At 60.9% G+C, this 11,980-nt stretch carries 11 protein-coding genes; 8 read left to right on the forward strand and 3 right to left on the reverse strand.

Annotated elements, in window-relative coordinates; genetic code table 11:
* Positions 1 to 148: 148 nt before the first annotated feature.
* Together miaA and mutL are read right to left on the reverse strand one after the other, a co-directional pair.
* On the reverse strand, positions 149 to 1,111 hold the full coding sequence (gene miaA, locus FDQ92_RS13740; protein WP_137425420.1) for a tRNA (adenosine(37)-N6)-dimethylallyltransferase MiaA: 963 nt from the start codon (positions 1,109 to 1,111) through the stop codon (positions 149 to 151).
* 32 nt (positions 1,112 to 1,143) lie between these two features.
* Positions 1,144 to 2,958 carry a DNA mismatch repair endonuclease MutL gene (gene mutL, locus FDQ92_RS13745; RefSeq protein ID WP_137425421.1) on the reverse strand — a complete coding sequence of 605 codons (1,815 nt, stop codon included), beginning with the start codon at positions 2,956 to 2,958 and terminating at the stop codon, positions 1,144 to 1,146.
* 155 nt (positions 2,959 to 3,113) lie between these two features.
* Here mutL and FDQ92_RS13750 point away from each other — a divergent pair, with 155 nt between their 5' ends.
* The 8 genes from FDQ92_RS13750 to FDQ92_RS13785 all read left to right on the forward strand — a co-directional run bounded on the left by FDQ92_RS13750 (position 3,114) and on the right by FDQ92_RS13785 (position 9,580).
* Positions 3,114 to 4,562 carry a GAF domain-containing protein gene (locus tag FDQ92_RS13750; RefSeq protein WP_170180377.1) on the forward strand — a complete coding sequence of 483 codons (1,449 nt, stop codon included), beginning with the start codon at positions 3,114 to 3,116 and terminating at the stop codon, positions 4,560 to 4,562.
* Between the two features lie 115 nt (positions 4,563 to 4,677).
* Positions 4,678 to 5,700 carry a rod shape-determining protein gene (mreB, locus tag FDQ92_RS13755; RefSeq protein WP_137425423.1) on the forward strand — a complete coding sequence of 341 codons (1,023 nt, stop codon included), beginning with the start codon at positions 4,678 to 4,680 and terminating at the stop codon, positions 5,698 to 5,700.
* Between the two features lie 163 nt (positions 5,701 to 5,863).
* Positions 5,864 to 6,064, forward strand: a complete 201-nt coding sequence (locus tag FDQ92_RS13760) for a hypothetical protein (RefSeq protein WP_137425424.1) — start codon at positions 5,864 to 5,866, stop codon at positions 6,062 to 6,064.
* Positions 6,065 to 6,622: 558 nt separating this feature from the next.
* Positions 6,623 to 7,303 (forward strand): CBS and ACT domain-containing protein, encoded by a 681-nt coding sequence (locus FDQ92_RS13765; RefSeq protein ID WP_137425425.1) that lies wholly within the window; start codon positions 6,623 to 6,625, stop codon positions 7,301 to 7,303.
* 43 nt (positions 7,304 to 7,346) lie between these two features.
* Positions 7,347 to 7,946 (forward strand): hypothetical protein, encoded by a 600-nt coding sequence (locus FDQ92_RS13770; RefSeq protein ID WP_137425426.1) that lies wholly within the window; start codon positions 7,347 to 7,349, stop codon positions 7,944 to 7,946.
* A 487-nt stretch (positions 7,947 to 8,433) separates the two neighbouring features.
* On the forward strand, positions 8,434 to 8,649 hold the full coding sequence (locus tag FDQ92_RS13775) for a type II toxin-antitoxin system HicB family antitoxin (protein ID WP_137425427.1): 216 nt from the start codon (positions 8,434 to 8,436) through the stop codon (positions 8,647 to 8,649).
* Between the two features lie 63 nt (positions 8,650 to 8,712).
* Complete coding sequence (locus tag FDQ92_RS16345; protein WP_211341284.1) at positions 8,713 to 8,871, forward strand: type II toxin-antitoxin system HicA family toxin; 159 nt, start codon at positions 8,713 to 8,715, stop codon at positions 8,869 to 8,871.
* A 319-nt stretch (positions 8,872 to 9,190) separates the two neighbouring features.
* A complete protein-coding gene (locus FDQ92_RS13785) occupies positions 9,191 to 9,580 on the forward strand; it encodes a metallopeptidase family protein (protein ID WP_137425428.1) in 390 nt (129 codons plus the stop codon).
* A gap of 838 nt (positions 9,581 to 10,418) precedes the next feature.
* Here FDQ92_RS13785 and FDQ92_RS13790 read toward each other — a convergent pair.
* Entirely contained in the window at positions 10,419 to 11,972 is a 1,554-nt protein-coding gene (locus FDQ92_RS13790; RefSeq protein ID WP_137425429.1) for an acyl-CoA carboxylase subunit beta, read from the reverse strand.
* Positions 11,973 to 11,980: the final 8 nt, after the last annotated feature.

The following is an 11,980-nucleotide window of genomic DNA, read 5'->3' on the forward strand; positions in this document are numbered from 1 at the left end:
CGGGAAAAAACTGAGGCGGATAGCTTGAATGTGTCCACATATGCAAAAACTTCATGGTTGAGCCGGACGGTGCGGTCCCTCAAATTGTTGAGCATGTCGAGGACAGTCAGCCTGCCTGCCTGAGAGGTGTCATGGCCCTTGATGCGTGTCAACGCAGGGTTGATAGAATGGCGCGGATGTGGCGGAGGACGGCCGGGTGATCTTCCGGGGGGAACCACCGGAATTCGGGGTCGTTCCGGAACCAGGTGAGCTGGCGCTTGGCGTAACGGCGGGTATCCCGCTGGATTTCCTCCACGGCCCGCTCCAGCGTGACGGCCCCTTCCAGAAAGCGGATCAGGTGTCGATAGCCCAGAGATTGCATGGGCTTGAGTTCCGGCCTGTAGCCCCGGGCGAGCAGATCTTTCACTTCTTGCAGGAAGCCCTGTTCCATCATCTGAAGAACGCGGCGTTTGATCCGCCGGTAGAGATCCTCCCGGTCGCGATGCAGGGCGATCTTGACGCTGGGGTAGAGCGTGTCGCGGAACCGATGTCGGCTCTGCCACTGCGATAGGGGTGTGCCGGAAGCGCGGAAGACCTCGAGAGCTCGTAGGATCCGCTGCCGGTCGTGGGGGTGAAGGCGCCGGCCCATTTCAGGGTCGACCTGGAGCAGCCGGCGGTGGAGCGCTTCCAGTCCACGGGATTCCAGTTCGTCCTGGAGCGCCCGCCGGACCGCGGGGTCGGAGGGAGGACCGGGGCAGATGCCGCGAGTGAGGACCTTGAGGTACAGGCCGGTTCCGCCGACGACGAGAGGGATTTTTCCTCGACCGTGGCAGGCGTTCACCACGGGGCGGGCGTATTCCAGGTAGCGGGCGGCGTCGAAGTCTTCGTCGGGATTCACGACATCGATGAGATGGTGCGGTACGCGGGCGCGTTCCTCCGGCGACGGTTTGGCCGTGCCGATGTCCATGAAGCGATAGACCTGCATGGAATCGGCGTTCACGATATCGGTTTGCAGTTCGGTGGCGAGGGCGAGGGAGAGGGCGGTCTTGCCGACGGCGGTGGGGCCGGCGAGGATGATCACCGGGAGGCGGTCGGATCGGTTTGCATCGGGCGGGAACGGACGGGGAGTCATGGGGGCGGCGTGTCCGTGAGCTGAGCTCGTCGTCAGGTCCGGGCGAAAAGGCGGGCGATTTCCTTCAGGGTGAGCTTCCACCACAGGGGCCTTCCGTGGGGGCAGGTGGCGGAAACGCGCGTTCGGTCCAGGTCCTGCAGAAGTTTTCGGATTTCTTCGGGAGTCAACGGCTGACCCGCTCGGACCGCCCCGTGACAGGCGGCGGTCTTGGAAAGGGCCGCCGCCGGATCCGGTTTTTCCAGTCCGCGTTCTTCGGTCTCCGTTTCCACTACGGAACGGAGCAGGGCGGCGGGAGCAACGCGGCTCAGCGCCGCCGGAATGGCCTGGATCACGAAGGCGTCCCCGCCGAAGGGCTCCACTTCGAAGCCCATGGCTTCCAGTTGAGGCAGGTGGCGGCGGAGTCGGGCCGCTTCTACGGGAAGAAATTCCACCACCTCGGGCTGGAGCAGCCGCTGGGAAGGCGGGCGGCCGGTTTCCAAGTCGACGAGGCGCTCGTAGACAATCCGTTCGTGGGCGGCGTGTTGATCGATCAGCACCAGGCCGTCGGGGGCTTCGAGCAGGATGTACGCATCGGCGAGTTGGCCGAGGATTTTGAGCCGGGAAAAGCGGGTGGAGCCGGTTTCCGTGGCTCCGGATTCCGAGGGGTCAAAAAAGTGCTGCTGGTGGAGCGGCCCGTCGCCCGGGCTTATAGAGGGTGGGACGGGACGGAGCGGCTCGGGGGGAGAGGGCTGAGGGGTTGCCAAGGCCGGGACGGCGGACAGGGCTTCCTGGGATTCGTGAAGACCGCTGCGAGCCCCTGCCGGGACGGTCGGGTCCGGGAACGGCCCGCCGGCGAGAGGGCGAGACCAGGCTTTCTTCTGCAGCCTAAGGAGCGAACGCGAGAGCGCTTCCTTCACGCCTTGCGTCACTTCCGAGGGCCTCCGGAAACGCACTTCCCGCTTGGTGGGGTGAACGTTCACGTCCACCTCTTCCGAGGGAAGGGTGAGAGAAAGGACGACGAGCGGGTATTTGCCCCTGGGGATGAGGGAATCGTAGGCGGAGAGAACGGCGTGGGTGAGGAGGCGGTCTTTCACCGGGCGGCCGTTCACGGTGACAAAGAGGCTCCGCGTGGAGTTTCGGTGCGCTTCGGGCGGGCTGAGAACTCCCGAAGCCTTGAAGGAGGGGGTTTCCAACTGGAACGGGGCGAGGGATGCGGCGGTGGCGGTTCCGAGCACCTGGCCGACCCGTTCCCGGAGGTCTTTCACAGGAGGGAACCGGTGCGTTTCGCGCCCGCCGTGGGACATCACGAAGTGGACGCCGGGGTGTGCCAGGGCCAGGCGCAGCACCTGGTCGGTGATATGGGCCATTTCCGTGTCCACGGACCGCAGGAATTTTCTTCGGGCAGGAAGGTTGAAGAAAAGGTCGCGCACGGTCACTGAAGTCCCCGGCGGGCATCCGGTTTCCCGAACGTCTCTCAGTACGCCGCCTTCCATTTCGATCCGGGTGCCCGCTACCGTTTCCGCCGTCTTCGTGACCAGCTCGAAGCGGCTCACCGCCGCGATGCTTGGAAGCGCCTCGCCGCGGAACCCGAGCGATCGGATGGTCTGCAGGTCCTCCGCGGTCCGAATCTTGCTCGTGGCGTGCCGTTCCAGGGCGAGAAGCGCGTCGTCGGCGTCCATGCCCTCCCCGTCATCTACCACCCGGATTTCTTTGCGGCCGCCCTGAAGGAGTGACACCGTAATTCTGCGGCTCCCTGCGTCGATGCTGTTTTCCAGAAGTTCTTTCACGACGGCGGCGGGTCGTTCCACCACTTCGCCCGCCGCGATCTGGTTGCAGAGTGTTTCCGGAAGCAGCGTGATCCGGCCCATATTTGTTCCCGCCTTTCGAATCAGGTTTGGAGCCGAACGCGGTTTCAGGCGGACGTCCCGCGGGGGAGGATCGCCTGTTGACAGTATTCGGCCCTGTCGTACACTATGCCATGCGTCCGCCACCTCTGCCCATGTCAAGAAAAGGAAACCCCGCCATGGAAGGTCCCAACCCGTTTCAAGCACTGGTGAACCTTCTGAGCAACGTGCTCGATGCCTACACCACCGCGTATTTCAGCTACGATGAAAGGAATCACGAGTTCCGTCTGGTGGCGGCCCATTCGTTGAGCAAACATCTGAGGGACGAGCTGGTTCTGCCGCTGGACGGAAGCGGCATCCTTTCGCAGGTTCAAAAAGTGGGGCACATCGTGCACCTGGACAAAGTGGACCTGGAAGACGTATCGGCCTCCCTTCCTTTTTACCGTGAGGGTGAATCGCACATCAAGGGGCTTTTGGCCATGCCGGTCGGCGGCGGGTCGGCACTCCTTTACGTGGACACCAAGCGCCACTGGGGATTCAACGACAAGCAGCGGAAATGGATCGGGGAAGTGGCCGCGGTGCTGGAACAGCTCACAGGCCGGGAGCAATGTCTGGCCCGCCAGGAGACCTATTCGAGGATCCTGCAGCTGTGGCACCAGTGGTTCGTGTTGGGCTTCGAACACCAGGACAGGGAGGCTCTGGCCCGGCACCTGGTGGACCGGTGCGCGCGGTTCCTGAGGGCGGAGTTCGGGTTTCTGGCCATCCGGCGCAGAGAGGAACCCGAATGGCAGCTTCTGGCCGCGACGGACAACGTGCCTCGAGGCCTCGTCCGCCAGTTCTTCCCCGTCTCTTCAGGTAGTTTGATCGCGAAAGTTTTACGTGAGGAGCGCTCGCTTTTGGTGCCCAACCTCAATCCGGAAGTGGACGACCACTATCTCATCAGCCCTTCGGAAAACCTACCGCATGAAGGGCTGTTCTGGTCCGTGCCGTCAAGGATTTCCAGCGAGCTTTGCGTGGTGCTTTCCCTCATGGCCAAGCGGGAGGAAAGGTGGGAATCCGACGAACTCTACGCGGTGGCACAGGTGCTCCAAACCTTTACGGTCTTTTACGAAAGGCTCCACTGGAAGGATCGGTACCTGCGAGTGGAAACCCTCGATGAGAATACGGGGCTTCGAAACGCGGAAACCTTCGAGGCCCTTGTGGACGAAGTGGCGGCGGCGGCCCTTCAGAAGAGCGAACCGATCGTACTGGCGCTGATCCAGTTCGAGCCCTGGCAGTACTGTCACACGAAGGTGCCGCCCGCGGAACTCCGCCGGTGGCAGCAAAGGATCGCGCAAGGGTTGAAGAAGGAACTCACGCTGGACATCAGCGCCGGCTGCCTGGCCGAAAACCGATTTGCGCTCCTGTTTTCGGGTCACGATTTGCGCAGCGTGGATTCCTTTCTCTCCCGGCTGACCGTGCTGCGCCAGAGCCTTCCGGAGGCGAAACGGCGGGGGGTTCCGCTTCAGGGTTTTGTGGGGAAGGCGGCTTTTCCCCAGGAAGTCGGGACGCCGGCCGAACTCTGGGCGCTGGCCCACCGAAAGCTCGTCGAAGCCTTCCAGGTCCACCGCCAAGGCGTCAGGGATTGACGCCGGCGCTCACCATGAAAAAGAATTGACCTCCGATAGCGTTCTGAATAGACTCGCGCCATATTTTAAGTTTAGCCCCATCGTGGAACGCACACTAACGGTAGAAGGCCGACCGATGTTTGAACGCCTGCTGAGTTTCTTTTCGAAAGACTTGGCGATGGATCTTGGAACCGCCAATACTTTGATCTATCTTCGCGGCAAGGGAGTGGTGCTGAACGAGCCGTCGGTGGTGGCCATCAACCAGGACACCCACCAGGTGGTGGCGGTCGGCCAGGAAGCAAGGAGTCTCATCGGCCGGACCGGACAGCGCATCGTGACCATCCGCCCCCTGAAGGACGGGGTCATCGCCGACTTCGAGGTCACCAGCGTGATGATCAAGGCGTTCCTGACCAAGGTGCTTTCCCGGCGGCCTCTGGTGCGACCGAAACTGGTGGTGGCCGTTCCCACGGGGATCACATCCGTCGAAAAACGGGCGGTGATCGAAGCGGCGGAACAGGCGGGCGCCGGAAGGGTTCACCTGATCGAGGAACCCATGGCGGCGGCCATCGGCGCGGGGTTGCCCATCGACCAGCCCGTCGGCAACATGGTGGTCGACATCGGGGGAGGGACCACCGAAGTGGCGGTCATTTCCATGTTCGCCGTGGCCTACAGCGAATCGGTCCGGGTGGCGGGCGACGAGGCCAACGAGGCCATCCTGCGCTATATTCAGCGCGAACGGCAGATGATGGTGAGCGAGGTTCTGGCGGAAAATATCAAGATGAAGATCGGTTCCGCCGTGCCCCTGGAAAAGCCGCTGAAGCTCGAAGTTTCCGGAAAAGAGATCCTCACCGGTATCCCCAAGAACTTCACTGTGACCGACGAAGAAATCCGAAACGCCATCCGCGAACCCATCCTGGTGATCGTGGATTCGGTTCGGCGGGCCCTGGAAAAGACGCCGCCGGACCTGGTCGCCGATATCGGCCAGAGCGGCTTCTGGCTGGCCGGCGGCGGTGCGCTCCTAAAGGGACTGGACCGGCTGCTGCATCAGGAAACGGGGCTGCGCGTGAATATCGCCGAAGATCCGCTCACCGCGATCGTCCGCGGCGCGGGCGCGGTGGTGGATCATTTCGACTATTTCCGGGAAGTGTTCATCAACTGACCCGTGGTCAGGACAAGGGAGGCAAAACAACCGGATTCTGTGTGCCGATCCAACCCGCGCCGTGCCCTTTGGAACTCGGACGTTCGAGGCGGCAGGGGCAAGGCAGGGATTCAGGGCGGAAACCGTTCACCCCACCCCAGAGACCCAAACAAGGAGAGGCTCCATGGAACGGCTTTTCACGGCGGCTGAAGTCGAAGGACGCATGGATTGCTACGGCGAGTTCGACCGAAACGACAGCATCTGTGTGGGCTACTGCGCACTCAATTTCAGTTGCGCCATGGCCAAAGCCCGGTTCGGTTCCCAGGCGCTTACCGACCGTTGGGACCCACGGAATCTCGATATGCAGACCACCTGGAACCCCTGATTCGGTCTGAGCCGCCGGGCAACCCGGAACCAGGCGCGTTCATTCGGCTTCTTTCTCCGGTGGACGAACCACGCGGAGTGGGGACCGTTTTTCTTTGTCGACCCGTTCTTCAAGCCATTCCCTCCAGGCCCGATGACCCCTTTCGATGGCTTCCAGGAATTCTTTTCTTTTATCTCATCTCCGAGACGGCGTCGCGGAGTTGCGTGCAGATCTTTTGATTCTTGTTCTCAAGCTCCAGCTTGGGAACACAACTGTGCAGAAGCTCCAGCTTCGGTGAGACCGTTCCCAAGCTGGAGCTTGGGAATGAGGGGAAACGGAGCTGATGCGCTTGCTGCTTCAAGGCCATCTGGATCTACCTCACAGGGTCACCCTGGATGTCGTTCTAAAAGATCCACACCCCGCGGAGTTTGTCCATGATCCGGCGGAGTCTTTCATTTTCTTCCATGGGCACGGCTTCTTCTTGAGGTGCGGATTAATCCTTTGTAATTGACAGCTTCCGAGACACTTTCCTATTCTGGCGCAACGGGTTTTGTCTGGGATTCCAACGAGGAGACACCCATGTACGTCGGATGGCAGATGAAAAGCAACATAGTCAGCATAACGCCCGACACCCCCATGCTCAAGGCCCGCGAAATCATGGACACCCAAAGGATCTCTCATCTGCCCGTAACGGATGGGAAGGCCCGGTTGCTGGGAATCGTGACCGACCGCGACCTGCGGGAGGCCTGGGCGTCGCCCGCGAGCACCCTGAGCGTCTACGAGCTCACCTATGTGCTTCAGAAGCTCACCGTGAACAGCATCATGACCAAGAACGTGATCACGGCCACGCCGGACATGACCATCGAGCGGGCGGCCCGCATCATTCACGACAACAAGATCGGTGCGCTTCCCGTGGTTCAGAACGAAAAGCTGGTCGGGATCATCACGTCGACGGACCTCATGGAGGTGCTCCTGGTGGCCCTGGGGATGAGCGAGGACAGCGGCCGCTTGTCCATCCTGGTCAGAGACCGGGTCGGGGTCATCGCCGAAGTGGGGCGGATCATGCAGGAAGCCGAGGTCAACATCCGGAGCATCATGACCTTTCCGCTCGCGGGCCACGAAGGCGTCTGGCAGCTCATCATGCGGGTGAACCTGGCCGTCCATGCCAGGGCCGTGAAAGCCCTGGAAGACGCCGGCTATCGAGTGATCGTTCAATATACGGAAGACCTCGCGCCGTACCTGCCGAAAGAAGGGGCGTGAGTTCCGCCGGGTTCCATCTGGACGAGGCGGAATCGAGACAGCTATGGGTGATGTGATCCGATTCGAACGCGGCGGAGAAGGAAGGGAAAACCTCATCGTGGACCGGCCCATCGCATTTCGGCGCGGCGACTGGGCCGCCGGTGAGGCGCTTCTCTGCCTGCGCGAAGAATCGCGAAACTACGAAGCCCATCGGGCCGAAGCCCCGGCCCGCCCCGGTCACCGGCATATCCGAAGCCTTCCCAACGCTTTCAAGTTGGGGGGAGGCTGCCACTATACGGCCTTGGGCCTCTACCGGCACCGGGAAAACGAAGCGGCCATGCGGCGGGTCTACCGGCTGGCGGGCTGCATGGAATGCGTGACCGGAGTCCCGACGCCGGTCCTCCGGACGGACCTCCTGAGGCGCTTCTACGACTTCATCCTGTCGGAACGGGAAGCCCTGCAGGTGGCGTGGCGCGGCAGCGTGGACCGCTACCTCCTTCCGCTCCACCGCTGCCATTACAGCCACGAAACCTTCTTCAACCGGGCCGCCGCCGCGCCTTCCCTCAAGGATCTCTTCCAGACCATCGAAACCGAAACCGGCCGCCAGTTCGATCTGCTAGCCGCCCATTACGTCATCTACGTTCCCGAATCCTTCGGGGCTTGAGGCGACAGCAAATAGACGTAAATAGACGACTTTGGATCGAAGATACGCGCTGAGGAATGCAAAATTTATTGTAACCTGTAGATTGGCCTTCGTTCGCGGTCTAGAGCTGCCAGTCGCCGCCGAGGGCCTTGTCCACCTTGTTCCCAAGCTCCACCATCCACCTTGTTCCCAAGCTCGAGCTTGGGAACGAGGGGAAACGGAGCTGATGCGCTTGCTGCTTCAGGGCCATCTGGACCTACCTCAGACGGTCACCCTGGATGCCGTTGTAACAGATCCGCACCCAACTTCTATGATAGCTGGTATGCTCAACATACCGGAATCACTTTACTAATTGGTTATTTTCATATAAAAAAGGGCGAAGTGATTTTTCCATGCCGGGATTGGATTCCAGTTTTCGCTGGAATGATGGATGGTTAGGCTGTAAACTCGCGCCTCATTTGCGGCGTTAGGTGCAAGTACCGTAGCTATTCCAGTAGGAGTGGAACATATGGCGAAAGCCTTTAACGTCATCATTGAACGTGATAGCGAAGGTTATTACGTTGCCACCGTGCCTGAATTCCGCGGCTGTCACACGCAAGCCAAGTCGCTGAATGTTCTAATGAAACGTATTCGTGAGGCGATTGAGTTGTACTTGGAAGTTGAAGGCGAAGGTATCTCACTCCCAGAATTTGTAGGGATTCAGCGCATCTGGGTTGAACTATGACGAAACCGCCGCGCCTCAGAGGGCAAGCTTTGCTTTTCGCGTTGCAGAAGGCGGGTTTTGCAAGTGGTACGCATCAAGGAAAGTCATCGCTTTCTACGCCATGCTGACGGTCGGTGTACGGTTGCTGCCGTTCATCGTGGAGACACCATTGGTCCGGGGTTGATGTCTAAGATTCTGCGCCATTGCGACATGACCTCTGACGAGTTAGTGAAATTCCTGTAAAGGTGCGATGGCTATTCTTTTCTTCAAAATGAATTGCGCCTAACCAACGGCTGGAGCCAAGCGGGCTATCGAGGCGGCTTGTAAAGGTGGTCGGGCCTGTCAGCGGGACCTTAAGCGGGTGCGCCTTGCCGGGGCCGGCCGGCGGCTCAGCCGCAGGTCGTTATCGGCCGCCGGCAAGGGCGGCCGATGTTGTGCGTAGCCCATCTTTGCCAGGACGAGATAAGCTTATCCAGCCCAAGGGTTACCCGGTGAGCCAGGGGGCTGAAGACTTACCTCCAGGTGAAACGAGTTCCTGACCATTGACAAAAGCGGAGAAAAGATGACCCCAAGGAAATTTCGCCTCAGCTCCGGGCGATTTTACGACCTTGTGGAGCAGGCCGTCGCACGCATTCCCATGGAAATCCGCCGCCATATGGACAACATCGTGATCACCGTGGAGCCGCGCCCGAGCGTCGAGATGCTGGAAGAGGTGGGCGTTCCGCCCGGCGAGACCCTCCTGGGGCTCTACCTGGGGGTGCCGCTCACCGAGCGCAGTGTGATGGATCCACCCCTGTATCCCGATACTATCTACCTGTTTCAAGAGCCTTTGGAGGAGCTGTGTGCAACGCGAGAGGAACTCATCCGGGAAATTGAGATCACCGTGGCGCACGAAGTGGCCCACGCGCTTGGGTTGAGCGACGAGCGGCTGGAGGAGCTGGGCTACGGGTAGAAATCCGCGGGGCAGGTGAGACTCCCGGGCCCTTTAGAGCCTGTCCAAACAAGCTCATGCTGTTCGGGGGTGCAGATCTTTTGCTTCTTGTTCCCAAGCTCCAGCTTGGGAACACAACTGTGCAGAAGCTCCAGCTTCGGTGAGCCCGTTCCCAAGCCAGGGCTTGGGAACGAAGGGAAATACCACTTCGAGATCCTAGCGAGCTCCCTAGAAAGACAGCGCGTTTCAGCTGTAGCAGGAGGGAAGCTGGAGCTTCCCGGGCAGGGCGTTCCCAAGCTGGAGCTTGGGAACGAGAGGAAACGCAGCTGATGCGCTTGCTGCTTCAAGGCCATCTGGATCTACCTCAGAGGGTCACCCTGGGTGTCGTTCTAAAAGATCTGCACTCTGCGGTTCGGGCCCTAAAGTTCATCGCGGCGGGGGCGCCGCTTCTACAGATCCGCATCGCAGCCAAGGCCGCTCCTGCAGCCGCGACGCTGGGTCGCCGGCAAGCCGGCTCCTACAGAAGGGCCGCGAAACCGATTCTCGGACAAGCTCGCAGGGAATCCTGCCCATCTGAGCCGGCTGCAAAAGATCCGGGACAACGACAACCGGTGGCACCCGGTGAAGCGATACACGCGCGGAGCGTTCTGAAGCCAGGTTCACGCATGGACTTCGCCCCGCCTGCGCTTGAAGGCTCAGTCCCCAATACTGCGGGGCCCACTCGGATCCGACGTCGGATGGTTTCTGAAGGCCGGGCGGCGCGGCCGCCGAAGGGAGCCGAGCTCCCTCCGGCGGTTTGGGGCACAGAGTGGGTTGCGGTTGAAAGACTTTCGCGGCTTCGCGGCGGGCGCCGGAAACCTCAAGTAGGAATGTTTCCGTGCTTTTTGGGCGGAAGGGCCTGCCGCTTGGTGGCGAGCATGCGAAAGGCGTCGGCGAGGCGCGGCCGGGTTTCGCTGGGGACGATCACGCCGTCGATGTACCCTCGGGAAGCGGCGATGTAGGGGTTGTAGAGAAGCGACCGGTATTCCTCGATCTTCTCCTTGCGCTTGGCCGTCGGATCGTCGGCTTCCTTGATTTCTTTGCGGAAGATGATGTTGGCGGCTCCTTCGGCGCCCATCACGGCGATTTCCGCCGTGGGCCAGGCCAGCACAATATCGGCTCCCAGATCCTTCGCACACATGGCCAGGTACGATCCGCCGTAATCTTTGCGGACGATGAGGGTGACCTTGGGGACGGTGGCTTCCGAGTAGCACCACAGGAGTTTGGCGCCGTGGCGGATGATGCCGCCCCATTCCTGTTGCTTTCCCGGAAGGTAGCCGGGGACGTCGGCCAGGGTGAGCAGAGGGATGTTGAAGGCATCGCAGAAGCGGATGAACCGGGTGGCCTTGTCGGAACAATCCACGTCCAGGCACCCGGCCAGAACTTTCGGCTGGTTGGCGATGATGCCGATGGAGCGGCCGTTCAGCCGCGCCAGACCGACGATCATGTTCATGGCGTAATTTTGATGCACTTCCATGAAGTCGCCGTTGTCCACGATGGCCCGGATGACGTCCTTCATGTCGTAGGCGCCCATGGGATTGTCTGGAAGGAGGCTGTCCAGGGCCGCGTCCTGCCGGTTGGGATCGTCGCCGGTGTCTACGATGGGCGGATCTTCCATGTTGTTGTCCGGAAGAAAGCTCAGAAGCCGCTTGATCTGGTCAATGGCGTGAGCATCGCTGTCACAGGCGAAATGAGCCACCCCGCTCTTGGAGCTGTGCGCCATGGCGCCCCCCAGTTCTTCCTGGCTGATTTCTTCGCCCAACACCGACTTGATGACGTCCGGGCCCGTAATGAACATGTAGCTGGTGTTTTTCACCATGAAGACGAAATCGGTCATCGCCGGCGAATAGACGGCGCCTCCCGCGCACGGGCCCATGATGGCCGAGATCTGGGGAACCACGCCGGAGGCGATGGCGTTCCGGTAGAAGATTTGGCCGTAACCGGAAAGAGCGTCCACGCCTTCCTGAATCCGGGCGCCGCCGGAGTCATTGAATCCCACGAAAGGCTTCCCGGCCTTCAGCGCCAGGTCCATCACCTTGCAGATCTTCTTGGAATGCATTTCTCCGAGTGTGCCGGCGCGGGCTGTAAAATCTTGGAAAAACGCAAACACCTGACGGCCGTTCACCGTGCCGTAGCCAGTGATGACACCGTCGGCCGGAATGTCCATCTTGTCGAGCCCGAAAAGCGTGCCGCGGTGCTTCACGAAAATATCCAGTTCCCTGAAACTCCCCGGATCGAAGAAACGGTCCAGGCGCTCGCGGGCCGTCATCTTGCCTCGTTCGTGTTGCTGGGCGATGGCCTTGTCACCGCCCATCTGTTTGATCTTAGCTTCCCGCTCGCGCAGTTCCTTGATCTTTTCGGCCACTGTCTGCATTTCAGATT

It is taken from the genome of Desulfoglaeba alkanexedens ALDC (assembly GCF_005377625.1).
Taxonomy (GTDB): domain Bacteria; phylum Desulfobacterota; class Syntrophobacteria; order Syntrophobacterales; family DSM-9756; genus Desulfoglaeba; species Desulfoglaeba alkanexedens.

Bases quoted from the DNA above. Each gene is read 5' to 3' on its own strand.
- FDQ92_RS13760 (WP_137425424.1), top strand. From the start codon at position 5,864: ATGGAACGGCTTTTCACGGCGGCTGAAGTCGAAGGACGCATGGATTGC.
- mreB (WP_137425423.1), top strand. From the start codon at position 4,678: ATGTTTGAACGCCTGCTGAGTTTCTTTTCGAAAGACTTGGCGATGGAT.
- mutL (WP_137425421.1), bottom strand. From the start codon at position 2,958: ATGGGCCGGATCACGCTGCTTCCGGAAACACTCTGCAACCAGATCGCG.
- FDQ92_RS13785 (WP_137425428.1), top strand. From the start codon at position 9,191: ATGACCCCAAGGAAATTTCGCCTCAGCTCCGGGCGATTTTACGACCTT.
- FDQ92_RS13765 (WP_137425425.1), top strand. From the start codon at position 6,623: ATGTACGTCGGATGGCAGATGAAAAGCAACATAGTCAGCATAACGCCC.
- FDQ92_RS13775 (WP_137425427.1), top strand. From the start codon at position 8,434: ATGGCGAAAGCCTTTAACGTCATCATTGAACGTGATAGCGAAGGTTAT.
- FDQ92_RS13790 (WP_137425429.1), bottom strand. From the start codon at position 11,972: ATGCAGACAGTGGCCGAAAAGATCAAGGAACTGCGCGAGCGGGAAGCT.
- FDQ92_RS13770 (WP_137425426.1), top strand. From the start codon at position 7,347: ATGGGTGATGTGATCCGATTCGAACGCGGCGGAGAAGGAAGGGAAAAC.
- FDQ92_RS13750 (WP_170180377.1), top strand. From the start codon at position 3,114: ATGGAAGGTCCCAACCCGTTTCAAGCACTGGTGAACCTTCTGAGCAAC.
- miaA (WP_137425420.1), bottom strand. From the start codon at position 1,111: ATGACTCCCCGTCCGTTCCCGCCCGATGCAAACCGATCCGACCGCCTC.